Source organism: Cytobacillus sp. FSL R7-0696 (assembly GCF_038006865.1).
GTDB lineage: Bacteria > Bacillota > Bacilli > Bacillales > Cytobacillaceae > Cytobacillus > Cytobacillus kochii.
The window spans coordinates 1,657,198-1,683,033 of record NZ_JBBOWA010000001.1 but is presented as its reverse complement, the minus strand read 5'-3'; the positions used below and the strand labels follow the sequence as shown (position 1 = coordinate 1,683,033).

The following is a 25,836-nucleotide window of genomic DNA, read 5'->3' as shown; positions in this document are numbered from 1 at the left end:
GACTCAGGGAAATGGCCCAAAATGGAGTGACGACAGTGACTATAAAATTAATGGATATCGTTGGGAGGGTTTCCTATCATTGTGATATTATGTTCCGCGTTATTGACATAAGAGAGCATGATGGGAAAAAGATGGCGGTATTATATGGAGAAGATATAAGGCTCATTGCAGATGCTCCTTATGAGGATCTTATCATCATGAGTCAGTCTGATCAGCGAAGGATTATGCAGGAATTCCGCACACTTGAAGAGCAATCTCTTGAATTATTCCGTCAAGATGTTCATCTATTGCAAGAGAAAAGGGAATATACAGTAACAGAGGGATATAGTAAAGCAGCTAATTATTTTCAATTACCCGGGAAGGTATTACATCTTGATGGTGATCCAGGGTATCTAAAGAAATGTTTAACGGTATATGAGAAAATCGGTATTCCAGTTACAGGTCTACACTTAAGTGAAAAGGATATGCCTCGTGTTATTGGGGAGTTAGTAGATTATTATCGACCGGATATTTTAGTTATTACTGGCCATGACGCATATACAAAGGCAAAGGGTAGTAAAGCAGATATAGAGGCTTACCGCCATTCTAAGCATTTTGTGCAAACGGTGAAAGAAGCCAGGAAGAAGGTTCCTCATTTAGATCAACTTGTCATCTTTGCTGGAGCTTGTCAATCTCACTTTGAATCCCTGATTCATGCTGGAGCTAATTTTGCTAGTTCTCCATCAAGAGTAAATATTCATGCGCTAGATCCGGTATATATTGTAAGTAAGATTAGTTTTACACCTTATAATGAGCATATTCGTGTTTGGGACGTGTTAAGAAATACATTATCTGGTGAAAGAGGCTTAGGTGGGGTGGAAACAAAAGGTGTGCTTAGGACGGGTATGCCGTTCCATTATGAGGAAGAGGAAGAACAATCTATTGATCCGTTTGGGTCATTTTAAAAGAGAGTTTACCTATTGGGAAAATGATAAAATAAGGGTATGTTAGAGGGGCTTGCCAATGTCGGTTGGGCTTCTTTTTTATGTGGAAAAATAAGATTCTCAATAATTTTACATAATTTCCTAAAAGATGGGGAATGTTAGGAATGTAGAAAATTAGCAAAAAAAGTAGAACGAAATGTGTTGCAACTGTTTTTGTTTATTGATATAATTAATAATTTTACTTGACTTAATTGTGGTAAAGTGGTATACTTTCTATAGTGAGGTGGACCGAATGGGAAAAACATTATTGGATATCAAAAAGGCACTTGATTCAAATCTTGGTAAAAGGCTAATGCTCAAGGCTAATGGCGGACGCAGAAAGACAATTGAACGGTCTGGCGTTTTAGCTGAAACGTATCCATCTGTATTTGTCATCGAGTTAGATCAAGATGAAAATGCATTTGAACGCGTATCTTACAGCTATGCGGATGTTTTAACAGAAACGGTTCAAATTACTTTCTATGAAGACACATCAGGACAAGTTGCTTTAAGCTAACCTTATATAACATCAACAAAAGCGGCAAGCCAATTTGCTGCTTTTTTGTGTTTTAGAAAGGTTAAAACAACTACTAGTAATTACCTTCATGAAAGAATTACTTCTGAGGAAAGCTATGAGTAGCAATGAATAAGGAGTGATTCCAAGATGAGCAGAAGAAGGCGAATCATGTCAGAAGGAATGAAAGAAGAACTCGCTAAAGAATTAGGCTTTTATGACACCGTTCAACAAGAAGGTTGGGGCGGTATTACTTCTAAAGATGCTGGCAATATGGTGAAAAGAGCAATAGAAAAAGCCTTAGCATCCTATCAGACAAAATAATTCATTGTGTTTTAAAAGAAACAAATACGAAAACAGGCTAATGCTCCCCTATAAGTAGACAAATATCTGGCTACCTATGGAGGAGTATTTTTTATGTTTAAACTCTCTGGAATGAAAGTATTTAATCTCAAACGCGTAGGCGAACGAGAGACAGGAATCTGGAAGATGAACGAAGAAGAGGTGAGTTAGGTGATATCGAGTTAGATTAGGGCAAAAGAAACCCATTCGAAAAATACAAACTTCAGAAGTTGGTCCGGGTGCGGATAAAATCGATTCAGGAATCTATACCTCTGATGGTTTCAAAAATGATTCCCCGGAAACGCAAAATCTCATTTGCAAGACGAGCACCTTTTTAATCTGTTTCTTACAATCTTTATACAAAGCCTGTACATTAACTAAGACCGCTCGGACAAAAGTACTTATTTAGTTTATTTCGTTTTGCGATTGCTTATTTTTCATCGTGAATATGCTGACTGTTCCCAGGCTAATGTCAAAAAATTAATCTTAATATTGAATAATATTATTGCATACGTCTTACTTTTCTTGTTTTGTGGTAAAATAGGACAAAAAATGGAGTCGTCCTGAAATTTGTAAAGTAGGTGGAGAGTTTGAAACTTTTAGTAAAGGCTCCTGCTAAAATCAATTTATCATTAGATGTCCTCGGTAAACGAGAGGATGGTTATCATGAAGTAGAAATGATTATGACAACCATTGATTTGGCAGATCGTCTTGAATTAACGTTATTGGATAAAGATGAGATAAAAATTGTTTCACATAATCGCTTTGTTCCAGATGACCATAGGAACTTAGCTTATCAGGCAGCACATTTACTAAAGAACAGGTTTAATGTGAAGCAAGGGGTTAGTATTGCAATTGAAAAAGTGATTCCTGTTGCTGCGGGATTAGCTGGGGGAAGCAGTGACGCAGCAGCAGCGTTAAGAGGCTTAAACAAGCTGTGGCAATTAGGATTAACAATTGATGAGTTAGCGGAAATCGGTGCAGAAATCGGCTCAGATGTATCTTTTTGCGTTTATGGAGGGACAGCCCTTGCTACAGGTAGAGGAGAGCTTATTCAAGCTTTACCAGCTCCACCAACATGTTGGGTGATTTTAGCTAAACCTTTTATCGGTGTTTCGACTGCTGAGGTGTATCGCCGCTTAAATAAACAGGGACTTAAACATCCGCAAACCTTAGCAATGATTAAGGCCATTGAAGATCAGTCTTATAGCGATGTTTGCGCACATTTGTCTAATGTCCTTGAAAGTGTGACGTTAAAAATGCATCCAGAGGTTAACCAAATTAAAGAACAGATGCAGAGATTTGGTGCTGATGCAGTGCTAATGAGTGGTAGTGGCCCTACTGTATTTGGTTTAGCACAGCATGATTCTCGTATGCACCGTATTTATAATGGTCTAAGAGGGTTTTGTGACCAAGTTTTTGCGGTTAGACTCCTTGGAGAACAGCATAAACTTGATTAAAGACGTATGATAATGTTATATTATCGTTATAATATTCGGTTTTTAATTAAAAGGAGGGCCAATCATGAAATTTCGTCGGAGTGAACGTCTAATTGATATGACACATTATCTTTTAGAGCATCCAAGACAATTGGTATCCTTAACCTTTTTCTCAGAAAGATATGGTTCAGCTAAATCATCAATTAGCGAAGATTTAGCGATAATAAAAGACACTTTTGAGCTTCGCGGAATAGGCACATTAGAAACAGTTCCAGGGGCAGCGGGTGGCGTGAGATATCAGGTGAAGGTACGAGATGAAGAAGCGAAACCGATCATTGCTGAACTATGTGAGTTAATTGCAAGTCCTGATCGTCTCTTGCCGGGCGGTTACCTTTATATGACTGATATTTTAGGCGACCCTATGATTGTACAAAAATGCGGTAAGTTAATTGCATCGGCTTATATTAATAAAAATATTGATATGGTCATGACAGTTGCGACAAAAGGAATTGCGCTTGCCTATGCAGTCGCTAATTATCTTAATGTGCCTGTTGTCATTGCCAGAAGAGATAGTAGAGTGACAGAGGGATCTACAGTCAGCATTAACTATGTATCAGGGTCTGCGAAAAGGATTCAGACGATGGTTCTTTCTAAAAGAAGTTTAGAAGAAGGTTCGAAAGTACTTATTGTTGATGATTTTATGAAGGCCGGCGGCACAATTAATGGCATGATTAGTATGCTGGATGAATTTAAAGCTACACTAGCTGGAATTGCAGTCTTAGTAGAATCAGAAAATGCAGATGAACGTTTAGTTGATGAGTATGTATCTCTCGTCCAGTTAGCAGATGTAGATGTAAGAGAAAAACGTATTAATGTAACTGAAGGAAACTACTTCAAAAGGAATTAAGTAGGGAGAGGGAGGAAGATTGTTATGAAGATCGTTCAAACGAATGAAGCTCCAGCGGCTATTGGACCGTATTCTCAAGGTATTGTTGTAAATAATATGTTTTATAGCTCGGGACAAATACCATTAACTACAGAAGGTGTTATGGTAGATGGCGATGTGAAGGCTCAAACACATCAAGTATTTAAAAATTTACAAGCAGTATTACAAGAAGCAGGTGCATCACTTGAAACAGTCATCAAGACAACTGTCTTCATCCAAGATATGAACGATTTTGCAACTGTGAATGAAGTTTATGGAGAGTATTTCAATAACCACCAACCCGCTCGCTCTTGTGTAGAGGTAGCAAAATTGCCAAAAGAAGCAAAAATTGAAATAGAAGTTATCGCACTTGTGAAGTAAATCTCGTGTGGGAGATACACCATTCTGAAAGGATGGTGTATTTTTTATGAGACAAAAGTGAATTTCATGAAATCGAAATAGTCAAAGGAGAATGGTATTTGGAAGAATTTTAATGGAAATCATCCATTTGTCCTAAAATTACGAAATATTTTTTCTAATTAAGAAGGAGTTTGCAATTATATGTGGAATTGTAAGTAAAGGATTTTATCTACTGGGAAAAGGTGGTGAACAGAATGGAAGTAACTGACGTAAGATTACGCCGCGTTAATACGGATGGCCGCATGAGGGCGATTGCATCTATTACTTTGGATCAGGAATTTGTCGTTCATGATATTCGTGTCATTGATGGTAATAACGGCTTATTTGTAGCGATGCCAAGTAAACGTACTCCGGATGGAGAGTTTAGAGATATTGCTCATCCGATTAATTCCGGGACTCGCGGTAAAATCCAAGAAGCAGTATTAGCAGAGTACCATCGTTTAGGTGAATTAGAGGAAGTAGAATTTGAAGAAGCGGGTGCTTCGTAGAAAAATAGACACGCAGTTAGGAGTCCATACATCTTAGGTATGGGCTCTTTTTTTGTGTATAAATTATTTCAAATGGATGGGTGTGTGTAGACGTGTGAAAAAGTCATTCTAATTGACAAAAATATGTACTTTCCTTTCATTCCTTGAAATCATATGCTATTTAGGATATATTTTTTAATGGATAAAAAGGTTAATTGGAGGACTTTAAATGTCTAATCGATATGCGGTCATTTTAGCTGCTGGTCAGGGTACACGGATGAAATCTAAGCTATATAAAGTGCTACACCCTGTTTGTGGAAAACCAATGGTTCAGCACGTCTTTGATCAAGTATCTACACTTGATATAAAAGATATTGTAACTGTCATTGGTCATGGAGCAGATCTAGTTCAATCACAGCTGGGAGAAGCGAGTGAGTACCGTTTGCAGGAAGAACAGCTTGGTACGGCCCATGCCGTTATTCAAGCGAAAGATTTGTTGCAGGATAAAGAAGGTGTCACGCTAGTTATATGTGGAGATACACCATTAATCAAAGCAGAAACAATGGAAGCGTTATTTAAACATCATGAAGAACAATCTGCGAAAGCAACTATTTTAACAGCGCATACTGGTCAACCGACAGGTTATGGTCGTGTAGTGAGGAATACTGATGGTCATGTAGAGAAAATTGTCGAGCATAAGGATGCGTCAGAAGAAGAAAGATTGATAGAAGAAATCAACACTGGAACTTATTGTTTTGATAACAAAGCTTTATTCCAAGCGCTATCACAAGTATCTAATGATAATGCCCAAGGTGAATATTATTTACCTGATGTCATTGAAATCTTAAAAGCCCAAGGTGAAATCGTTACTGCGTATCAAACACCTGACTTCGAGGAAACCTTAGGAGTAAATGATCGGGTGGCGTTATCACAAGCAGAGATGTATTTAAAGAAACGTATCAACGAACATCATATGAGAAATGGTGTAACAATTGTTGACCCATTAAATACTTATATCGGTGTGGATGTCGAAATTGGTTCAGATACAATTATTTACCCTGGCACTATGTTGATGGGGCATACCATTATTGGTGAGGATTGTGAGATTGGCCCTTCTACTCAGATTGAAAACTGTCAAGTTGGCAGTGAAACGGTCATAAGGCAATCAGTGGCACATGATAGTGAAATTGGTGCGGCAGTAAAGATTGGTCCATTTGCCCATATTCGACCGCAATCGCAAATTGATGATGAAGTTAAAATTGGCAACTTTGTAGAAATAAAGAAAGCGAAGTTTGGCAAGGGTAGTAAAGCTTCACATTTAAGTTATATTGGTGATGCTGAGGTCGGAAAAGACGTTAATTTAGGCTGTGGTTCCATAACAGTTAACTACGATGGAAAGAATAAATATTTAACAAAGATAGAAGACGGTGTATTTGTCGGTTGTAACTCAAACTTGGTTGCACCAGTTACAATTGGTGAAGGTGCTTATATTGCAGCTGGATCTACGATTACTGATGATGTACCAGGCAATGCCTTATCTATTGCACGTGCTCGTCAAGTAAACAAAGAGAATTATGTAGATCAATTAAATCAAAAGAAATAAAAATTTATGGAGGCGCATCATGTCAAACCAGTATTTAGATCCCAATTTAAAAGTATTCACTTTAAATTCAAATAAAGGACTTGCCAGTGAAATTGCTAAATTTATCGGTGTAGAATTAGGTAAATGTTCGGTTACGCGCTTTAGCGATGGTGAAATCCAAATTAATATCGAAGAAAGTATTCGTGGCTGTGATGTGTATGTAATCCAATCAACTAGTAATCCAGTAAATGAGCATTTAATGGAATTATTAATAATGATTGATGCCCTAAAACGAGCATCTGCTAAAACAATCAATATTGTTATGCCTTATTATGGATATGCTCGCCAAGACCGTAAAGCGCGTGCACGTGAGCCGATTACTGCGAAACTTGCTGCAAATTTATTAGAAACAGCGGGCGCAACACGTGTGATTACGCTCGACTTACACGCTCCACAAATTCAAGGATTCTTTGATATTCCAATCGATCACTTAATGGGTGTACCAATCCTATCTGAATACTTTAAGAACAAGGTAGAAGGAGATATTGTTGTCGTTTCTCCAGACCATGGTGGTGTAACAAGAGCACGTAAGATGGCAGATCAATTAAAAGCGCCAATTGCCATCATTGATAAGCGCCGTCCAAGACCAAATGTGGCAGAAGTGATGAATATTGTTGGTAATATTGAGGGGAAAATAGCTATTCTTATTGATGATATTATCGATACGGCTGGCACAATCACTTTAGCTGCAAATGCACTTGTGGAAAATGGAGCTGCAGAAGTGTATGCTTGCTGTACGCACCCTGTTCTATCGGGACCGGCTATTGACCGTATTGAAAACTCACAAATTAAGGAGCTAGTAGTGACGAACTCTATTGTTCTTGATGAAGAGAAGAAAACAGGGAAAATCGTCGAGCTATCTGTGGCATCTCTTATCGGAGAAGCAATTATTCGTGTCCACGAAGAGCAATCTGTAAGTGTGTTGTTCGATTAATCAATTCTGACACATCATGCCATCTATCGGATCATTACGTTTAGTTTAAAAATGGACATTTTGCTTACAAACGTCGAGCGATGTTTATCTTTCAGTTAATTAGGGAATCTTTAAATAATAAGCCTTAAATTATGAAAGGGGACGTTAGAATGACTGTTTTAGAAGCGAAGGAAAGAAAAGAGTTTCGTCACTCATTTTTAACTAAAATTCGTGCAGATGGTAATGTTCCAGCAATTGTTTATGGCACGAAGATGGAGAGTAAGCCAATATTCTTTAATGAGGCTGATTTTATTAAGACGATTAGAGAAGTTGGTAGAAATGGTGTCTTCTCAGTCGATATTGATGGTAAGAAAGTCGATGTCGTCTTAACAGAATACCAAGCCGATCCATTAAAAAATACAGTGGTACATGCTGATTTATTATCTGTAGACAAATCTACACAAATTACAGCAGAAGTTACTGTAAATACGGTCGGTGACTCACCAGGTGTAAAAGAAGGTGGCGTCTTGCAACAAGCGCTACATGAGATTACCGTTACCGGTACACCTGGCAATATCCCGCAATCAATTGATGTGGATATTTCTAAATTAGAGATAAACGATGTGGTCACTATTGAAGATTTAAAAGGTGCCTCCTCGTATGAAATTGAACATGATGCCGAAGAGACGATTCTTTCTATCCTCCCTCCTCGTGTGGAAGAAGAACCTCAAGAAGAGGAAGTTGTGGAAGAGCCGGAAGTTATAAACGAAAAAGAATAATACCAAACTAAGGTGGGGACTGACCAGAGCACCAACGGGTCAGTCCTTATTTGAGGTAAGGGGGAAAGTACTTAGTGAAACTATTTGTAGGGTTAGGTAATCCAGGTAAGCCCTATGATCGTACAAGACATAATATTGGATTTGATGTGATCGATGAATTATCTAAAAAGTGGGACATTCCACTTGATCAATCAAAGTTTAAAGGATTGTATGGTGCTGGATTTGTAAAAGGAGAAAAAGTTTTTTTATTAAAACCACTTACATATATGAATTTATCAGGTGAATCCATTAGACCATTGATAGATTATTTTCAAATTGAGATAGAGGATATTGTAGTTATTTATGATGATTTAGATTTACCGGTTGGAAAGATTCGCTTGCGACAAAAAGGAAGTGCTGGTGGACATAACGGGATTAAATCAACGATTGCTCATATCGGTACGCAAGAATTCAACCGCATCCGAGTGGGGATAGATCGACCGCCTCAAGGAATGAAAGTCCCGGATTATGTACTTGGTAAGTTTACTGAAGAAGAAATGAACGAAATGAAAGCCGTCATTAATAAATGTACTGATGCGTGTCAAGAATGGTTAAATATACCTTTCCTTCAAGTCATGAATGTATATAATCAATCATGATATAATGATTTGTGCATATCCTTCCAACAAACCGTCAATAATAATGACAATTGATGGATAAAGGGAAGTGTTATTGTTGGCTATTCATTACTCATGCCGCCATTGCGGGGTATCTTTAGGGACTGTTGATAAACAAACGGTTCAAGCAGAGCAATTAGGCTTTCATAAATTAAATGAAGAAGAAAGACATGAAATGATCCAGTATGATAATTCGGGAAACGTTTACGTGAAGGCGATTTGTGAGGATTGCCATGAATCACTAGAGCGTAATCCCGACTACTATCAGCAAGACTTTCTTATTCATTAAAGCTTTGGAGTACTTTCCAAAGCATTTTTCTGTTTCTTTATACTCTTTTCGATAGATAGGAAAAAAGTTTAGTACGATAATAGAGGGACTTTTCTTATAAAAATCGAATAATATATAAAGTTAACAACCATTGTTTGAAAAAACACGCATGATTTATATGCTTTGTGAGTATAAACATGTAAGTAAGAAAAATTTGGCTTCCTAACCTATACGAGGTTTAGGGAGCTTAAAGTGCTTTAAAAATGTATTTAAAAAGAAGAGCAAATAGGGGAGTAGTAGCTTTCTCAGGTTGAGGGAGAGATGTTGCTTTTTGTAATAGGAGGATTACTGCATGTTAGGGCTTAAAAAAGTATTTTCACAACAGGATGAGGTCTTGTCTGTATTATCAGGCATAGATGAAGGGTTAAATGAACAAATGGTGGCAGGTTTAACGGGTTCAGCTAGAACGCTTTTTCTGGCGGCAGTATATGAACAGTCTAAACGTCCCTTACTTGTGACAACCCACAATTTATTGCAAGCGCAAAAATTATATGATGATTTAACACAACTTCTCGGAGAAGAGCAAGTATTCCTGTATCCTGCAAATGAGTTAATTGCAGCCGAATTAAGTATATCTAGCCCAGAATTAAAAGGGCAAAGAATTGAAACACTCAACCATATGATGTCAGCAAATGATGGTGTCATGATTGTACCTATGGCAGGGTTAAAGAAGGTCCTTCCACCTAAAGAGTTGTGGAGTAAACTTCAATTGACGTTAAAAGTTGGCGATGAGCTAACCGAACAACAATTAAATCAGTTTATTCAAATGGGCTACAGTCGAGTGGAGATGGTGTCCTCTCCAGGTGAATTTAGTGTTCGTGGTGGTATTATTGATATTTATCCGTTAACAGAGTCAGACCCTATTAGAATTGAATTATTCGATACAGAGGTTGATTCTATCCGTTTCTTTTCTTTAGAAGATCAGCGCTCAAAGTCAAAGGTTGAGCGTGTGTTAATTGGGCCAGCTACGGAAACACCAATGGAAGGTGAACATTTTGAGCGGCTTATTCATACTTTAGAGTCAGGATTGGGTAAAAGCTTAAAAAAATTAAAAAATGACCAAGCCAAACAAAGCCTTACACAAAATATCGGTTATGAATTAGAACAATTAAAGACTGGTACTAAACCAGAGCAATTATATAAATATTTATCCCTTGCTTATGAGGGAGGCAGTAGTTTAATAGACTATCTTCCTGCGAACGGATTGATTTTTGTAGACGAAGTCAGTCGCGTACAAGAAATGAATGATTCCCTTGATAAAGAAGAAGCAGAATGGTACACGAACCTACTTGAAGAAGGACAAATTATTCACGACGTTGTCACTTCCCATTCTTTAAAAGAATTAATGTATAGTAAGAAAAATCCGATTGTTTATATGTCCTTATTTTTACGACATGTACCGAATACAAATCCGCAAAATATTATTAATATCTCCTGTAAGCCGATGCAAAATTTTCATGGTCAAATGCATGTGCTTAAAACAGAGGTTGATCGCTGGAAAAAAGGAAATTATGCTATTGTTTTTCTTGCTGTAGATGAAGAGCGGGTTCACAAATTGCAAAATGTGTTAGAGGATTATGATATTGAATCCGCTATCATCAAGCAGGACTCTCTCCTTGCACAAGGAAGAATTCAGATTTTAGAAGGGGCCATTCAAACAGGTTTTGAGCTAAATAATCAACGGATTGCCGTGATTACAGAAGAAGAGCTATTTAATCATAAAACAAGAAAGAAACAGAGGAGACAAAAACTTTCCAATGCAGAAAGAATTAAGAGCTATTCGGAATTAAAGATTGGTGATTACGTTGTTCATGTCAACCATGGTATTGGTAAGTATTTAGGGATTGAAACTTTAGAGATTAATGGTGTCCATAAAGATTATTTGAATATTCGTTATCAAGGTAGTGATCAACTTTATGTTCCTGTTGAACAAATTGACCTTGTACAAAAATATGTAGGGTCTGAATCAAAAGAACCGAAGATTTATAAACTTGGCGGTAACGATTGGAAGAAGGTAAAGAAAAAAGTCCAATCCTCTGTTGAAGATATCGCCGATGACCTTATTAAATTATATGCCGAAAGAGAAGCATCGAAAGGATACGCTTTTAACCCTGATAGTGATATGCAGCGAGAGTTTGAATCTGCTTTCCCATATCAAGAAACAGAAGATCAAATTCGTTCCATTAATGAGATTAAAAAAGATATGGAAAGAGAAAGACCAATGGACCGTTTGCTTTGTGGAGACGTGGGTTATGGAAAAACAGAAGTGGCTATACGAGCGATATTCAAAGCAGTGGCAGATGGTAAACAAGTTGCCTTTCTTGTGCCAACAACGATCCTTGCACAACAGCATTATGAAACGATGCTTGAGCGGTTCCAAGACTATCCTGTAAAAATCGGTATGTTGAGTCGATTCCGTACGAAGAAACAACAAACTGAAACAATTAAAGGATTAAAAGCGGGGACGGTTGATGTTGTCGTTGGTACACACCGTATCCTTTCTAAAGATTTGACTTATCGAGATCTCGGTTTGTTGATTATAGACGAAGAACAAAGGTTTGGTGTTACTCATAAAGAGAAAATCAAGAAATTAAAAACAAATGTCGATGTTTTAACATTAACAGCGACACCAATTCCGCGTACATTGCATATGTCCATGCTGGGCGTTCGGGATTTATCCGTTATTGAGACACCACCTGAAAATCGTTTTCCAGTACAAACATATGTGATGGAATATAACGGTGTATTGGTGAGGGAAGCAATCGAGCGAGAATTAGCACGTGGTGGTCAGGTCTATTTCCTGTATAATCGCGTGGAGGATATTGAGCGTAAAGCAGAGGAAATCTCTATGATTGTTCCTGATGCAAGGGTCGCTTATGCACATGGTCAGATGACGGAGAATGAATTAGAGAGCGTCATGCTTGGTTTCTATGACGGTGAATATGATGTCTTAGTAAGTACAACGATAATTGAGACTGGTGTAGATATACCAAATGTAAATACATTAATTGTTCATGATGCTGATCGCATGGGCTTATCTCAGTTGTATCAATTGCGAGGAAGGGTAGGTAGGTCTAACCGTGTGGCTTATGCGTACTTTACCTATCGTAAAGATAAAGTCCTTACAGAAGTGGCAGAGAAACGTTTGCAGGCGATTAAAGAATTTACGGAGCTTGGCTCTGGATTTAAAATTGCCATGCGTGATTTAACGATTCGAGGTGCAGGTAATTTACTTGGAGCGGAGCAACATGGCTTTATTGATTCTGTTGGGTTTGATCTATATTCACAAATGCTAAAAGAAGCAATTGAAGAGAGGAAAGAATCCATGGGCGGTGAGCCGAGAAAAGAGCCAATGGAAATTGATTTAGAAATTGATGCTTATATTCCAGATGCATTTATTTCTGATGGACATCAGAAAATTGAAATGTATAAACGCTTCCGTGGGATTACGAGCCTAGAGGATATTGATGAATTGAAAGATGAGATGGTTGACCGCTTTGGTGATTATCCGGAAGAAGTCGCGTATTTATTTAAAATTGCTGAAATGAAGGTATATGGAGAAGTGGCTGGAGTCGAACTAGTGAAGCAATCAAAAGATGAAGTGCTTGTCCTATTATCTGAGCAAGGTAGTGTGGAAGCTGATGGGCAAAAAGTATTCAAGCTCAGCAATCAATTTGGTCGCATGATTGGGCTTGGTATGGATGGAAAAAAACTGAAAGCAGTTCTCCATATAAAAGGAATTGCCACGAAAGAATGGTTAGAAAATGCGTTTACCTTTATGAAGGGATTACAAGATACAAAGAAGGTTCCTGAAAAAACAGCCAAGTAACTGTTGAAAAATATTGGTAATTTCATTGTAAGAATTGCAATGTTTGATTGAGAAAGGACAAGGGTATTTCAAGGATAGAGCACATAAATGGAATGTTTATCCCTTTCTGGAATGAATCACACCTAAAAGAAAAAATAGTTGGACGTGTATATAACTTTCCTTATGAAAGATACTAAGTTCAAACATGGCGATGCATTCATGATATCTTCCTTATGAATCATAGCTATTTTGAAAAGTAAAAGCTGTAGTTTAAGTTAGATTTAACCGAAAATCATCTGTAAAGGGAAATATTTATCATTAGCGAAGGAATAAATGGGAAGAATTCTCGTTGTATCGTCCTAATGGCCATGGATCGGTTAGAGTTAAGCGGCTTTTTCTTTTCAGTAATTTAATCATCAGATGAAAGTGAGGCAACGTTGAATGAAAGCAACAGGTATTGTTCGTCGTATTGATGATTTGGGTCGTGTCGTCATTCCTAAAGAAATCCGGAGAACTTTAAGAATCCGTGAAGGAGATCCACTTGAGATTTTTGTAGACCGCGATGGAGAGGTAATTTTAAAGAAATACTCACCTATCTCTGAGCTTAGTGACTTCGCAAAAGAATATGCAGAAGCATTATATGATAGCTTAGGAAATCCGGTCTTAATTTGCGATAGAGATACATATATCGCTGTTGCAGGAGGCTCTAAGAAGGATTACTTAAATAAGAGTATTAGTGATCTAGTAGAGAAGACAATGGAGGATCGTAGCTCTGTTCTTGTGACCCAATCAAGCGAAATTTCAATTGTAGATAATCATACAGAATCCGTCGCATCTTACACAATAGGACCCATAGTAGCCAATGGCGATCCAATTGGCGCAGTCGTAATCATTGCGAAAGATGACACCATTGGTGCAGTTGAACAAAAATCCGTCGAAACCGCAGCTGGATTTTTAGCGAGACAAATGGAATCATAGTATATAGGTAATATGAGCTGGAACTTTTCTAGCGTCATCTAGTGCGAACAATCATATTCTTAATGATGATTGTTCGCTTTATTTTTGTGTAGACATTTACTTTCGGGAGCTGAATGCTGCTAAAGTTAGATGAAAATGATCTGGCGTAAGATGCCATTAGAAACGAATCAGCCCCTTAACTGAAGTCGACAGGAAATGCTTAATCGGGTAAAAAAGTGCCGCGTTCTGAAAAGACCGATTAAGATGGTAACGAGTCTAAAAACCAGCATCTCAATGAAATTTTCGGTAAGAAGCACTCAAGGGAATTTGTCTGGAAAAGATGGGAGATGTAAATCAAAGAAACCCAAGCGTGAAGAAATCATAATTAGGCCAGAGCTAATATCAAATAATCGCTTCAAAAATTGATAGTGTCAAGTAGGATTTACTTAAACATAAGGAGAAATCATAGCTAAGCATCCTTTTACCGAAAAACTACAAATGCCTCCCTCAGGCAAGGAGCGAGAGACAAATATCAATAAATGAATATGCTATAATACATTTCGAAGTTCATAGTTAAGCGGTATCGTCGTGCTTATAGGGGGAGATATCTTCTGGATACCAATCAAACTTCTACGAGTATAATGAAAGGTGCGGTTATTTTGACTGCGGCAGGAATCATTGTCAAATTGTTGAGCGCGGTTTATCGCATTCCTTTCCAAAACATAGTAGGAGATATCGGGTTTTATATTTATCAACAAGTGTACCCTTTTTATGGGATCTTTCTTGTATTAGCCACAACAGGTTTTCCTGTTGTGATTTCAAAACTATATATTGAGCAAAGAACGAGGAATGGTGAGGAAGGTGGACGGCGATTATTAAAAGTTGCCGGATTATTGTTATCAATGATTGCTGTTTTATGTTGCTTAACGATGTATTTTAGTGCCGATGCCTTAGCTTACTATATGAACGATCCTCAATTGGCTGATTCCTTGCGCATTGTTGCTATTAGTTTTTTAATATTACCACTTGTATCAGTGTTAAGAGGTTTTTTTCAAGGAAAAGGAAATATGATGCCAACAGCTGTTTCCCAAGTGAGTGAACAACTTATACGAGTGCTGTTTATCTTGCTTTATGCTTATATACTAACTAAAATGGGTGCTTCCATTTATTCTGTTAGCGGTGGAGTTTACTATGGTGTCATTTTAGCCTCTTTGGCAGCTTTTGCAATCTTGCTATTCTATTTTATAAAAGAAATGAAAAGTGCACCAAGAATAAGGCAGAAGCACAGGGGTGTTAGCTCGTATTTACAACTGTCTAAAGAGATTATTGTCCAAAGCTTTGCTATTTGTGTGAGTAGTTTATTACTCATTTTTATCCAGTTAGCAGATGCCCTCAATCTTTATGCATTATTGACGACATCGGGTTTTTCTGAAATTGAAGCAAAGACATTAAAGGGTGTATATGACAGAGGCCAGCCACTTATTCAATTAGGTTCTATTGTTGCCACTTCGATGAGTTTATCGCTCGTACCAATTCTTACATACGTAAAAATAAAGCAACCTTATCTACTCAATGAAAAAATCCAATTGGTCATAAGAGCGAGCCTTCTATTTGGCGTTGGCGCTTCAGTGGGGCTTTGGGCGATAGTGAGACAAACAAATGTCATGCTATTCGAAAATGATAAAGGTTCAGCCGTTCTAGGTCTAATGTCTATTGTTATTTTACTAAGCTCTCTTGTGATTACTTTGGCAGCCGTACACCAAGGCCTAGGAAATAGCTTTTTTCCAGCGTGGACGATTTTAATCGGAGTGGGCATTAAGTACTTTCTGAATACCTCATTGGTACCGCATTATGGAATATATGGGGCTGTGTACGCCACATACATTGCGTTAGCGTTGATGGTAATTGCTTTGCTGTTTCGGTTAAAATGGAACCAAAGTGTCACACTTGTTTCAGTACGTGTGTTATTGACAATTCTTAGTTCTGCTATTCTGATGACGATTTTTTTAAATTTGTATCTCTCTGTTACTGCACTTTCATTCATGAGTGGACGAGTACTTGCTACCTTTCAATCGTTAACCGGCGCCGCTCTTGGTGCGATTCTTTATTTATTTCTTACGATTCGCAGCAACATATTTACAGAAGCAGAGCTACGTCAGTTACCTTTTGGAGAAAAGCTTCTCCATTTTATGAAAAGAAGATAAAAACAAACCGACACAAAAAGTAAAATAAAGGAGAATTATTTATAATGAAGGTAACAGTTATTGGCCTTGGGGCAGGAGATCTTAATCAACTGCCACTAGGAGTATATAAGCTATTAACCAGTGTTAATAAAGTCTATTTAAGAACAAAAGAACACCCTGTGGTATCAGCCTTAACCGCCGAAGGAGTGCTATTTGAATCCTTTGACACAATCTATGAATCACATGATCAATTTGCAGAGGTGTACGAAGAAATAAGCACCCTTTTGTTAGAAAAAGGAAAAGTAGAAAACATTGTTTATGCTGTGCCGGGTCACCCGCTTGTAGCAGAAAAAACGGTACAATTACTCATTGAAAGGGCTGATGAGTATGGAGTTAATTTAGACTTTAAGGGTGGCCAAAGTTTTCTAGATAGCATGTTCCAAGCGTTAAGGGTTGATCCAGTTGAAGGTTTTACACTATTAGATGGTACGGACTTAAAGGGAAGTGAACTTGTTCTTACACAACATATGATTATCGGACAAGTGTATGATGCATTTATTGCATCTGAAGTAAAGTTGACGTTAATGGAATATTTACCGGATGATTATTTAGTAAAGATTGTAACAGCGGCCGGAAGCAGTGAAGAAGTGATTAAGGAAGTTCCGCTTTATGAACTAGATCATGATTTAGCTTTAACTAATTTAACATCTGTATATGTCCCTCCCGTTATGAATGAAGAGATTCTTTACCCAACGTTCCCTAAACTGAAAGAAATCATTGCTACCTTAAGAGGTCCAAATGGATGTCCGTGGGATAAGAAACAAACACATCAATCTTTGAAGAAATATTTAATCGAGGAAGCGTATGAATTAATCGAAGCGATTGAAGAAGATGATATTGATCATATAATTGAAGAGCTAGGGGATGTGTTGTTACAAGTTATGCTTCATGCCCAGATAGGAGAAGATGAAGGGTACTTCTCTATTCATGATGTAATAGAAGGTCTTTCTAAAAAAATGGTTTTTAGACATCCGCATGTGTTTCGAGAGAGAGCAGCAGAAGATGTAAATGAAGCGTTACGTAACTGGGATGAAATGAAAAAACAAGAAAAAGGCGAAAAAACATCGTCACTATTGGATGGTGTTCCAAAATCATATCCAGCCATGTTGCGTGCAGAAGAGTTACAAAAACGTGCTGCAAAGGTCGGTTTCGATTGGGAAAACATCCAACCAATGTGGGATAAGGTGTTTGAAGAAATTAAAGAATTTCAATTGGAAGCCGAGAATAATAATGACAATCGCATAATAGAATTTGGTGATATATTATTTGCATTTATCAATATTGCTCGGTATTATCAAATCAACCCAGAAGAAGCATTACATCGAACCAATACGAAATTTACGAATCGGTTTTCATATATAGAGAAAAAACTAGATAAGAATCTAGAAGAGGCGAGCCTGGAGGAAATGGATCGTTTTTGGGAAGAAGCGAAGAAAAAAGGTTACTAAATGAACTTTTTAGGGTAAAGGGGAGTGAAAGTATGCGCTTAGATAAATTTCTAAAGGTATCTCGATTAATAAAAAGACGTACATTGGCAAAGGAAGTCTCTGACCAAGGGCGTATTGCTATTAATGGATTAGAAGCGAAGGCAAGTACCAATGTAAAAGTTGGTGATGAATTATCGATTCGATTTGGGCAGAAAGTGACAAAGGTGCGAATAGATAAAATACAGGAAACAACAAGAAAAGATGATGCAGCGGAAATGTACACGATAGTAAGTGAAGAAAGAATGAATCAAGAATAAATAAATAGCGCTTGTTCTAATCCCTGAGCAATCTTCATACATATGTATTAAAGGATTGTACTATGGATTGTGAGGGATAAAGATGAGCCAATACCATGAGAACTCGAGTAAACAAACTGCTCCTGATCATGATGTGATCATGCGTGGCAGAAGGCTGCTAGATATTACGGGAGTGAAGCAGGTAGAAAGCTTTGATAATGAAGAGTTTTTATTAGAAACTGTCATGGGTTTTTTAGCTATTAAAGGGCAAAATCTACAAATGAAGAATTTAGATGTGGACAAAGGAATTGTCTCCATAAAAGGGAAAATTTTCGACCTTGTTTATTTAGATGATCAACATGGAGAAAAAGCTAAAGGGCTCTTTAGCAAGTTATTCCGATGACGTTATCGGTCCAATTTTTGACGATGCTCTCTATGATTGGGATGGGTTCCCTTTTTGGAGCGAGCTTAGATACGTATCAGCGCTTTCTCAAACGGCCACTAAGAAAGAGTTGGGTTGTCTTTATAAATGACATCCTTTTTTGGCTATTACAAGGACTAGCTATTTTTTATATTTTGTTCCTTGTCAATGAAGGAGAGTTAAGATTCTACATCTTTTTAGCTTTACTTTGCGGTTTTGCAGCCTATCAAGCGTTAATGAAGAATATTTACCTAAAGCTATTAGAGATAGTTATTTCTACGATTATTTCTATTTATTATTTTATTGTGAAGGTCATTCGTCTATTAATTATTCGACCTGTTCAGTTTTTTTTCACTACCTTAATAGGGCTATTGGTATTAGTGGGCAAACTTCTTCTACTACTGATAAAATGGACAAGTAATGTGCTAATGTTCATCTTAAAAGTACTATTATCACCAGTAAGATGGATATTTCGACTTCTTATTCGTATATTACCAGACCCTTTTAAAAAATCAGTCGATAAGTTCTATGATAAATTAAAAGGATATTTCCAAAAAGGGAAAGAATATGTTAAAAAACTGGCGGAAAAGTGGAAGAAGAAAGAATAACTTAGAAGGGAGAGATAGTTGTATGAGTACCAACAAGAATAAAAATGTAGCCAAGATCCATTCAAGCTATATCGAACAACAGGAAGCCAATAAAATCAGTTCTCAACGGAGAAAGAAGCTTCTCTATCGTAGACTGACTGTCTTTTTTGTATTTGTTGCTGTGGTTTCAGTATTTATGATTACGACTATCGTATCCCAATCTGCTGCCCTAGGTGAAAAGAAAGAAGAAAAGGTAAAACTTGCTCATCAATTGAAAGAACTAGAACAGTCAGAAAAGGCCTTGAATGAAGAGATTGTTAGGTTACATGATGAAGAGTATTTAGAGAAACTTGCTAGAAGGGATTATTATCTTTCTGAACAAGGTGAAATCATCTTCAAAATGCCGGATGAAACAGATGAAAAGGAAAAAAAAGAAAATGAGTCAGCTCAATGAGAAGTTGACACCTATTTTTATCTTTCGGTATAATATAGTATAAGTATGAATACATTTGGGTTTACTTTATATCTTTAAGGAGGAAATATCTTTTTATGTCAATCGAAGTAGGCAGCAAGTTACAAGGAAAGGTTACAGGCATCACTAATTTCGGAGCGTTTGTAGAGCTGCCGGAAGGATCAACAGGCCTTGTGCATATTAGTGAAGTTGCAGACAATTATGTGAAGGACATTAATGATCACCTCAAAGTAGGCGATACTGTTGAAGTGAAAGTTATTAATGTGGAGAAAGACGGTAAAATTGGTTTATCAATTAAGAAAGCTGTTGATCGTCCTGAGAGAACGGAAAGGCCTGAAAGAAGAGAGTCGAGAGGCTATTCTGGGCGCCCACGTCAAGGTAGAACAAACGATAATCACCGTCCTTCAAAGGAGACATTCGAATCTAAAATGGCTCGCTTTTTGAAAGACAGTGAAGACCGTTTATCTTCTCTTAAGAGAAATACAGAATCAAAACGTGGTGGCAGAGGAGCTAAACGAGGTTAACTTGCTGCTGAATTAATATATACGAGCAAGGGGATCACGACGATTCCTGCAAAAGCAATCCTTATTGGGATTGCTTTTTTTATTATTCTTCCGCAACTATTGTGACGAATGGCAATGATTGTAAGTTATAACGATTAAGTGTGGTGACTTAGGTAGGTATAAGAAACTTTGCGTATAAGGAATTGTGCGTATGTGGGGGATAGGGTGCAGAAGATTGACTGAATGGATTAGACGAGAAACGGGTCAGAAATTAGGGCAGAGGGGAAAGTTTGATTGGATTAGACGAGAAACGGGTCAGAAATCAGGTGGTAGAGGAAAGTATGATAGGATTAGACGAGAAACGGGTCAGAAATTGGGTCAGAGAGAAAAGTTTGATAGGATTAGACGAGAAATGCACCAGAAATTAGGTCAGAGAGAAAAGTATGATAGGATTAGACGAGAAATGCACCAGAATTAGGTCAGAGAGAAAAGTTTGATAGGATTAGATGAGAAACGCACCAGAAATTAGGCCAGAGAGAAAAGTTTGATAGGATTAGACGAGAAACACACCAGAAATTAGGCCAGAGAGAAAAGTTTGATAGGATTAGATGAGAAACGCACCAGAAATTAGGCCAGAGAGAAAAGTTTGATTGGATTAGACGAGAAACGCACCAGAAATTAGGTCAGAGAGAAAAGTTTGATTGGATTAGACGAGAAACGCACCAGAAATTAGGCCAGAGAGAAAAGTTTGATAGGATTAGACAAGAAACGGATCAGAAATTAGGCTAGAGAGAAAAGTTTGATTGGATTAGACAAGAAACGCATCAGAAATTAGGTCAGAGAGAAAAGTTCGATTAGATTAGGCGAAAAAAATCAAAAATCAAACAAAAAAAACACATGCTAGGGCTGCTGTTATTATCATTAAAAATGAGTAAAAAACAAACCTGAACAGTTGAAGCTGCCCAGGTTTGTTTTATAGCTAATATAAGTGATGACCCGTACGGGATTCGAACCCGTGTTACCGCCGTGAAAGGGCGGTGTCTTAACCGCTTGACCAACGGGCCTCTATAAAAAATGGTAGCGGCGGAGGGGATCGAACCCCCGACCTCACGGGTATGAACCGTACGCTCTAGCCAGCTGAGCTACACCGCCATTTGAAGTTGCTTTCTTTTAAAAGCACAAGATATATAATACAAAGATTCTACAAGTCTGTCAATATTATTTCCCCCGGAAAATTTTTGTCGGAATAGTTGATGGGGTTTCGTCATTTTTTGGAAGCATGTGATGTCTGGTTTTTTAGACAACAGGAGAACGTATGGTCCAATTCCAATCCTTTAATTGATGCTGCTTTTGTACTCTTTTTGCACTTTATAAAGAAATCAGTCGAACGAAAAAGAGGTACTTGTCCATTATTTTGACAAACTTTTAAGACATAGCCCTTTATAATAGCAAAAAAGAAACAAATAGGGAGTGGGAATGATGGAAAAACTCGAACGAACAATTGCAGAACCGATAGGGGAAGTGGATCTTCGTCGTCCCAAGATGGAGCTCTCAAAAATAGGTGGGAAAATACAGACGGGCTTAGAAACTTTCTTTATTAAGAAGGGGTACTTGTTTTTAATTATTGGTTTTTTACTTGGACGAGCCCTTATATTGTCCCAGTTGACACCATTCACTCTGCCCTTTTTTGCTGCGATGTATTTAGTAAGAAAGGATAAAGCACCGCTTGCTTTAATTGGATTGATTGGAGGAGCTTCGACTTTATCATTTACTCATGGTGTGACCACGTTTTTAACATCTTTCTTTTTTCTGTTTGTTTTTCGGATAAGTAAAAAGTGGGTTACCAATGAATTAAAAGTAATGCCTATATATGTGGCTGTGACATTATTAATCAGTTCGTTTATCCAATCTTATATCTTAACGGGACATGTGGCGATGTACGATTTCATGATGGCTGGTGTAGAGGCTAGTTTAGGATTTATCCTATGTTTAATATTCCTACAGAGCCTGCCGTTACTATTTTTTAATCGGAGGAGGCAATCATTAAAAACAGAGGAAATCGTCTGCCTCATTATTATGCTAGCCTCAGTAATGACAGGAACAATCGGATGGACCGTATATGACCTATCAGTCGAACATGTGATGTCTCGTTATTTGGTGCTTGTGTTTTCATTTGTCGCTGGTGCCACGGTTGGCTCAACGGTTGGTGTCGTGACAGGGCTAATATTTAGTTTGGCTAATATTTCAAGTTTTTTCCATATGAGTTTATTAGCATTCTCTGGTTTGCTAGGTGGGTTATTAAAAGAAGGGAAGAAAATAGGTGTGGCATTTGGTTTGCTCATTGCTACCTTACTCATGGGAATGTATGGTGACAATCAGTCAAACTTATTAATTGGTTTATACGAAACGGGAGTAGCAATATTTCTATTTCTATTAACGCCTCAAAGTTTTACTTCAAAGCTAGCGAAACATATCCCTGGGACAGCAGAATATGCCGCAGAGCAACAGCAGTACATGAGAAAAATGCGGGATGTAACTGCGCACAGAGTTTCTCAGTTTTCTAATGTTTTTCAAGCGTTATCGCAAAGCTTTGCCATGCAACATCAAGCTCCTGTGGTGGAAAATGATGAGACAGATCGAGAATTGGATTATTTCCTAAGTAATGTCACAGAGAAGACATGCCAAACTTGCTTTAAAAAGGATCACTGCTGGGCTAGGAACTTTGATACAACATATGATTATATGAAAAACATTATGCATGATTTAGATGAAAAAGACGGACAAATTTCTTCACGACTAGAAAGGGAGTGGGAAAAACACTGTACACGGTCGAAGAAAACAACAGAAGTGATTCAACAGGAGCTTACTTTTTATAAAGCAAATCAACGGTTGAAAAAACAAGTACAAGAAAGTAGGAAGCTTGTGGCAGATCAATTATTAGGTGTGTCTGCAGTGATGGGGGATTTTGCTAAAGAAATTCAAAGAGAGAGAGAGAATCATCATAAACAGGAAGAACTGATATTAGAGGCCATCCAAGAATTTGGGGTAGAGGTAGAACAGGTAGAAATTTATAGCTTGGAGCAAGGCGATGTTGATATAGAGATGACGATCCCATACTGCAATGGGCACGGGGAATGTGAGAAATTAATTGCACCAATGCTTTCAGATATATTAGGAGAAACAATCTTAGTTAAATCTGAGGAATGTGCGAGTTATGCCAATGATTATTGCCATGTTACTTTTCGTTCAGCAAAGGCATATGTCATTGATACGGCAGTGGCACATGCGGCTAAGGACGGTGGCTTAGTATCAGGAGATAGTTATTCAACAATTGAATTAGGTAGCGGTAAGTATGCAATTGCCATTAGTGATGGGATGGGAAATGGAGAACGAGCACATATAGAAAGCAAAGAAACGTTAGAATTACTACAGAAAATATTGCAATCAGGTATAGAAGAGCAAGTGGCCATAAAATCGGTCAATTCTGTTCTGTCATTAAGGACAACAGATGAAATTTTCTCCACATTAGATTTGGCGATGATTGATTTACAAAATGCTGATGCTAAATTTTTAAAAATAGGCTCCACACCGAGTTTTATTAAAAGAGGGAGCCAAGTGATGAAAGTGCAAGCAAGTAATTTACCTATAGGCATGATTGAAGAATTCGATGTCGATGTTGTTAGTAAGCAATTAAAAGCAGAGGATTTATTAATTATGATGAGCGATGGTGTATTTGAAGGGCCGAAACATGTGGAGAACTTTGATCTTTGGATGAAGAGGAAAATAACTGAGTTAAAAACGAACGACCCACAAGAAGTGGCAGATTTAATTATGGAAGAGGTGATTCGATCAAGAGCGGGACGTATTGATGATGATATGACGGTGATGGTGGCAAAAGTAAAGCACAATATCCCGAAATGGTCGAGTATACCGTTCCATAAACAAGCGAATTAATGTTAAATAGAATAGAATCTCCAATAGATGACATTTTTATGTATATTTCCTTTCTAATCCGTTGAAAATGGTTAGTAATCACTAAGTAACTTCTATCAGATTAGGAGGGAAAAAGATGAAAACAGGTACCCTAAAACAAATTTTACTTATTACAGACGGGTGTTCAAATGTTGGAGAAGACCCTATAGCGATGTCGGCTCTAGCAAAAGAGCAGGGAGTTTCCGTAAATGTGATAGGTGTAATGGAGAATGACGTTATTGACGAGAAGGGAATGCAGGAAATTGAGAGTATTGCCCTTTCCGGGGGTGGGGTAAGTCAAGTCGTATATGCTAGACAGCTATCGCATACCGTCCAGATGGTAACAAGGCAGGCGATGACACAAACATTACAAGGAGTAGTCAATCGTGAACTCACGCAAATCTTAGGAAATAAACAAACGATTGAGGATTTGCCTCCAGAACAAAGAGGCGAGGTAATGGAGGTCGTGGATGAGCTAGGGGAAACGGTTGAAATGGAAGTGTTGATTCTTGTCGATACGAGTGCAAGTATGAAACATAAGCTACCTACAGTCAAGGAAGCCTTATTTGATCTATCTTTAAGCTTAAATGCACGAACGGGAAAAAATAAATTTTCTCTGTTTGTATTTCCCGGGAAAAAGAATGATGTCGAAAAATTGCTAGATTGGACACCTAAGCTCGAATCGTTAACTTCTGTGTTCGCTAAACTCTCAACAGGTGGTATTACACCCACTGGACCAGCTTTAAGAGAGGCGATTACCTATTTTGAGAAGAAGCGATCATTACGCAATTTAATTTCTAGAAATGACGATGAGTACTATGAAGAGTCAATTTAATCTACAAAAAGGTGCGATTATTAACGGGAAATGGCATCACAAGCAATACCGTATCGAAAAAGAACTAGGTGCAGGGGCTAATGGTGTAGTTTATCTCGCCACATACCTTGAGCAACTCGTTGCTTTAAAAATAAGTGAAAATGGGTATACAGTAACTTCTGAAGTGAATGTGCTAAAATCCTTTACGAAGGTCCAAGGGTCTACCCTAGGGCCTTCTTTGCTTGATGTTGATGATTGGCAATTTTCCTCATCCACTATGTATTCTTTTTATGTGATGGAATATATCCATGGTCCTGATCTCCACTCTTTTATTAAACAGAAAGGAGAGGCGTGGATACCTGTGCTCATGCTGCAATTACTTTCTGATCTAGAGGAGCTACACAAAGCGGGATGGGTATTTGGAGATTTAAAACCGGAGAATCTGATTGTCACGGGAAGAGCCCCGCGTATTCGGTGTATAGATGTAGGGGGAACAACATTAAAAGGTAGAGCCATTAAGGAGTTTACAGAATTTTACGACCGGGGATATTGGGGGCTTGGTAGTAGAAAAGCTGAACCTACTTATGATTTATTTTCAACAGCTATGGTTTTTATTCACTGCGCCTATCCAAGCCGTTTCTCTAAAGACGGAAGGGGTTTAGAACAATTAATGGATAGGGTAAAGAAACATAAAATCTTAAAAACTTATGAAGGAGTTCTCATACCAGCACTTCAAGGCAGGTTTAAAACTGCTGAAGATATGAGACAAGCCTTGCTTGCCTGTTCATATAAGCAAAATCGTCCAAAAGGAACTGGTGTGTCCCCACCATCTAGGCAACCATCCCGAAAGACTAAAGGAAAGCCCAATGGAAAAACTGGAGCGATCGTTTTAATCTTATTTATTGGTTGTATTTACTTTTTCTATTTATATAGTCAAATGGTGTGAGAG

Annotated in this window: 25 protein-coding genes and 2 tRNA genes; 25 read left to right on the top strand and 2 right to left on the bottom strand. The window is 37.8% G+C overall.

Translation table 11 applies throughout. The features are described from left to right. Window positions 1-35: 35 nt before the first annotated feature. The 22 genes from yabG (at window position 36) to MKX29_RS08785 (ending at window position 20,579) form a co-directional block, all read left to right on the top strand. Window positions 36-944, top strand: coding sequence for a sporulation peptidase YabG (gene yabG / locus MKX29_RS08890; RefSeq protein ID WP_251163597.1), 909 nt, complete (start codon window positions 36-38; stop codon window positions 942-944). Between the two features lie 271 nt (window positions 945-1,215). Next, window positions 1,216-1,479 (top strand): biofilm formation stimulator Veg, encoded by a 264-nt coding sequence (gene veg, locus MKX29_RS08885; protein ID WP_095371290.1) that lies wholly within the window; start codon window positions 1,216-1,218, stop codon window positions 1,477-1,479. 147 nt (window positions 1,480-1,626) lie between these two features. Continuing rightward, entirely contained in the window at window positions 1,627-1,800 is a 174-nt protein-coding gene (locus MKX29_RS08880) for a small, acid-soluble spore protein, alpha/beta type (protein WP_251163598.1), read from the top strand. A 599-nt stretch (window positions 1,801-2,399) separates the two neighbouring features. Then, window positions 2,400-3,278: a 4-(cytidine 5'-diphospho)-2-C-methyl-D-erythritol kinase gene (ispE, locus tag MKX29_RS08875; RefSeq protein ID WP_440214451.1), complete on the top strand. Its 879-nt coding sequence runs from the start codon at window positions 2,400-2,402 to the stop codon at window positions 3,276-3,278. A 64-nt stretch (window positions 3,279-3,342) separates the two neighbouring features. Continuing rightward, on the top strand, window positions 3,343-4,164 hold the full coding sequence (gene purR / locus MKX29_RS08870; protein WP_095371287.1) for a pur operon repressor: 822 nt from the start codon (window positions 3,343-3,345) through the stop codon (window positions 4,162-4,164). Between the two features lie 24 nt (window positions 4,165-4,188). Next, window positions 4,189-4,563, top strand: coding sequence for a RidA family protein (locus MKX29_RS08865; RefSeq protein WP_224939124.1), 375 nt, complete (start codon window positions 4,189-4,191; stop codon window positions 4,561-4,563). Window positions 4,564-4,796: 233 nt separating this feature from the next. Further along, window positions 4,797-5,090, top strand: a complete 294-nt coding sequence (gene spoVG / locus MKX29_RS08860; protein WP_095371285.1) for a septation regulator SpoVG — start codon at window positions 4,797-4,799, stop codon at window positions 5,088-5,090. Window positions 5,091-5,298: 208 nt separating this feature from the next. Further along, complete coding sequence (glmU, locus tag MKX29_RS08855; RefSeq protein WP_251163600.1) at window positions 5,299-6,672, top strand: bifunctional UDP-N-acetylglucosamine diphosphorylase/glucosamine-1-phosphate N-acetyltransferase GlmU; 1,374 nt, start codon at window positions 5,299-5,301, stop codon at window positions 6,670-6,672. 19 nt (window positions 6,673-6,691) lie between these two features. Continuing rightward, window positions 6,692-7,645, top strand: a complete 954-nt coding sequence (locus MKX29_RS08850) for a ribose-phosphate diphosphokinase (RefSeq protein ID WP_095371283.1) — start codon at window positions 6,692-6,694, stop codon at window positions 7,643-7,645. A gap of 149 nt (window positions 7,646-7,794) precedes the next feature. Next, the gene (locus MKX29_RS08845; RefSeq protein ID WP_224939126.1) at window positions 7,795-8,403 is read left to right on the top strand and encodes a 50S ribosomal protein L25/general stress protein Ctc; all 609 of its coding nucleotides are present in this window, start codon (window positions 7,795-7,797) and stop codon (window positions 8,401-8,403) included. Window positions 8,404-8,477: 74 nt separating this feature from the next. Next, window positions 8,478-9,041, top strand: a complete 564-nt coding sequence (gene pth, locus MKX29_RS08840) for an aminoacyl-tRNA hydrolase (protein ID WP_341105101.1) — start codon at window positions 8,478-8,480, stop codon at window positions 9,039-9,041. Between the two features lie 76 nt (window positions 9,042-9,117). Further along, complete coding sequence (locus tag MKX29_RS08835) at window positions 9,118-9,348, top strand: anti-sigma-F factor Fin family protein (RefSeq protein ID WP_095371280.1); 231 nt, start codon at window positions 9,118-9,120, stop codon at window positions 9,346-9,348. A gap of 331 nt (window positions 9,349-9,679) precedes the next feature. Continuing rightward, on the top strand, window positions 9,680-13,216 hold the full coding sequence (gene mfd / locus MKX29_RS08830; protein WP_281203201.1) for a transcription-repair coupling factor: 3,537 nt from the start codon (window positions 9,680-9,682) through the stop codon (window positions 13,214-13,216). A 420-nt stretch (window positions 13,217-13,636) separates the two neighbouring features. Continuing rightward, a complete protein-coding gene (gene spoVT / locus MKX29_RS08825; protein WP_095371279.1) occupies window positions 13,637-14,173 on the top strand; it encodes a stage V sporulation protein T in 537 nt (178 codons plus the stop codon). Between the two features lie 620 nt (window positions 14,174-14,793). Then, window positions 14,794-16,356 carry a putative polysaccharide biosynthesis protein gene (locus tag MKX29_RS08820; protein WP_341105096.1) on the top strand — a complete coding sequence of 521 codons (1,563 nt, stop codon included), beginning with the start codon at window positions 14,794-14,796 and terminating at the stop codon, window positions 16,354-16,356. A 44-nt stretch (window positions 16,357-16,400) separates the two neighbouring features. Beyond that, on the top strand, window positions 16,401-17,843 hold the full coding sequence (mazG, locus tag MKX29_RS08815; RefSeq protein WP_251163603.1) for a nucleoside triphosphate pyrophosphohydrolase: 1,443 nt from the start codon (window positions 16,401-16,403) through the stop codon (window positions 17,841-17,843). 32 nt (window positions 17,844-17,875) lie between these two features. After that, on the top strand, window positions 17,876-18,139 hold the full coding sequence (locus MKX29_RS08810; protein ID WP_224939131.1) for an RNA-binding S4 domain-containing protein: 264 nt from the start codon (window positions 17,876-17,878) through the stop codon (window positions 18,137-18,139). An 82-nt stretch (window positions 18,140-18,221) separates the two neighbouring features. Beyond that, entirely contained in the window at window positions 18,222-18,521 is a 300-nt protein-coding gene (yabP, locus tag MKX29_RS08805) for a sporulation protein YabP (RefSeq protein WP_095371276.1), read from the top strand. Further along, a complete protein-coding gene (gene yabQ, locus MKX29_RS08800) occupies window positions 18,518-19,147 on the top strand; it encodes a spore cortex biosynthesis protein YabQ (RefSeq protein WP_224939132.1) in 630 nt (209 codons plus the stop codon). The genes yabP and yabQ overlap by 4 nt, the downstream gene beginning before the upstream one ends. A gap of 22 nt (window positions 19,148-19,169) precedes the next feature. Further along, a complete protein-coding gene (locus MKX29_RS08795) occupies window positions 19,170-19,580 on the top strand; it encodes an FtsB family cell division protein (RefSeq protein WP_095371274.1) in 411 nt (136 codons plus the stop codon). A 95-nt stretch (window positions 19,581-19,675) separates the two neighbouring features. Continuing rightward, window positions 19,676-20,122 (top strand): S1 domain-containing RNA-binding protein, encoded by a 447-nt coding sequence (locus MKX29_RS08790; RefSeq protein ID WP_095371273.1) that lies wholly within the window; start codon window positions 19,676-19,678, stop codon window positions 20,120-20,122. Between the two features lie 214 nt (window positions 20,123-20,336). Beyond that, window positions 20,337-20,579, top strand: a complete 243-nt coding sequence (locus MKX29_RS08785; RefSeq protein ID WP_341105092.1) for a hypothetical protein — start codon at window positions 20,337-20,339, stop codon at window positions 20,577-20,579. A gap of 514 nt (window positions 20,580-21,093) precedes the next feature. Here the strand turns inward: MKX29_RS08785 and MKX29_RS08780 are convergent. Both MKX29_RS08780 and MKX29_RS08775 read right to left on the bottom strand, forming a co-directional pair. Then, window positions 21,094-21,165: transfer RNA gene (locus MKX29_RS08780), tRNA-Glu, on the bottom strand. Between the two features lie 11 nt (window positions 21,166-21,176). Then, window positions 21,177-21,253 (bottom strand) — tRNA-Met (locus tag MKX29_RS08775). A 327-nt stretch (window positions 21,254-21,580) separates the two neighbouring features. Here MKX29_RS08775 and spoIIE point away from each other — a divergent pair. The 3 genes from spoIIE (at window position 21,581) to MKX29_RS08760 (ending at window position 25,833) form a co-directional block, all read left to right on the top strand. Further along, window positions 21,581-24,055 carry a stage II sporulation protein E gene (gene spoIIE / locus MKX29_RS08770; protein WP_341105090.1) on the top strand — a complete coding sequence of 825 codons (2,475 nt, stop codon included), beginning with the start codon at window positions 21,581-21,583 and terminating at the stop codon, window positions 24,053-24,055. Between the two features lie 115 nt (window positions 24,056-24,170). Continuing rightward, complete coding sequence (locus MKX29_RS08765; RefSeq protein WP_095371271.1) at window positions 24,171-24,908, top strand: VWA domain-containing protein; 738 nt, start codon at window positions 24,171-24,173, stop codon at window positions 24,906-24,908. After that, the gene (locus tag MKX29_RS08760; RefSeq protein ID WP_341105088.1) at window positions 24,892-25,833 is read left to right on the top strand and encodes a serine/threonine protein kinase; all 942 of its coding nucleotides are present in this window, start codon (window positions 24,892-24,894) and stop codon (window positions 25,831-25,833) included. The genes MKX29_RS08765 and MKX29_RS08760 overlap by 17 nt, the downstream gene beginning before the upstream one ends. Window positions 25,834-25,836: the final 3 nt, after the last annotated feature.

Bases quoted from the DNA above. Each gene is read 5' to 3' on its own strand.
- MKX29_RS08850 (WP_095371283.1), top strand. From the start codon at position 6,692: ATGTCAAACCAGTATTTAGATCCCAATTTAAAAGTATTCACTTTAAAT.
- MKX29_RS08865 (WP_224939124.1), top strand. From the start codon at position 4,189: ATGAAGATCGTTCAAACGAATGAAGCTCCAGCGGCTATTGGACCGTAT.
- spoVT (WP_095371279.1), top strand. From the start codon at position 13,637: ATGAAAGCAACAGGTATTGTTCGTCGTATTGATGATTTGGGTCGTGTC.
- mfd (WP_281203201.1), top strand. From the start codon at position 9,680: ATGTTAGGGCTTAAAAAAGTATTTTCACAACAGGATGAGGTCTTGTCT.
- MKX29_RS08765 (WP_095371271.1), top strand. From the start codon at position 24,171: ATGAAAACAGGTACCCTAAAACAAATTTTACTTATTACAGACGGGTGT.
- MKX29_RS08820 (WP_341105096.1), top strand. From the start codon at position 14,794: ATGAAAGGTGCGGTTATTTTGACTGCGGCAGGAATCATTGTCAAATTG.
- spoVG (WP_095371285.1), top strand. From the start codon at position 4,797: ATGGAAGTAACTGACGTAAGATTACGCCGCGTTAATACGGATGGCCGC.
- spoIIE (WP_341105090.1), top strand. From the start codon at position 21,581: ATGGAAAAACTCGAACGAACAATTGCAGAACCGATAGGGGAAGTGGAT.
- yabP (WP_095371276.1), top strand. From the start codon at position 18,222: ATGAGCCAATACCATGAGAACTCGAGTAAACAAACTGCTCCTGATCAT.
- MKX29_RS08880 (WP_251163598.1), top strand. From the start codon at position 1,627: ATGAGCAGAAGAAGGCGAATCATGTCAGAAGGAATGAAAGAAGAACTC.
- veg (WP_095371290.1), top strand. From the start codon at position 1,216: ATGGGAAAAACATTATTGGATATCAAAAAGGCACTTGATTCAAATCTT.
- yabQ (WP_224939132.1), top strand. From the start codon at position 18,518: ATGACGTTATCGGTCCAATTTTTGACGATGCTCTCTATGATTGGGATG.
- MKX29_RS08760 (WP_341105088.1), top strand. From the start codon at position 24,892: ATGAAGAGTCAATTTAATCTACAAAAAGGTGCGATTATTAACGGGAAA.
- MKX29_RS08810 (WP_224939131.1), top strand. From the start codon at position 17,876: ATGCGCTTAGATAAATTTCTAAAGGTATCTCGATTAATAAAAAGACGT.
- MKX29_RS08845 (WP_224939126.1), top strand. From the start codon at position 7,795: ATGACTGTTTTAGAAGCGAAGGAAAGAAAAGAGTTTCGTCACTCATTT.
- MKX29_RS08795 (WP_095371274.1), top strand. From the start codon at position 19,170: ATGAGTACCAACAAGAATAAAAATGTAGCCAAGATCCATTCAAGCTAT.
- glmU (WP_251163600.1), top strand. From the start codon at position 5,299: ATGTCTAATCGATATGCGGTCATTTTAGCTGCTGGTCAGGGTACACGG.
- purR (WP_095371287.1), top strand. From the start codon at position 3,343: ATGAAATTTCGTCGGAGTGAACGTCTAATTGATATGACACATTATCTT.
- mazG (WP_251163603.1), top strand. From the start codon at position 16,401: ATGAAGGTAACAGTTATTGGCCTTGGGGCAGGAGATCTTAATCAACTG.
- MKX29_RS08790 (WP_095371273.1), top strand. From the start codon at position 19,676: ATGTCAATCGAAGTAGGCAGCAAGTTACAAGGAAAGGTTACAGGCATC.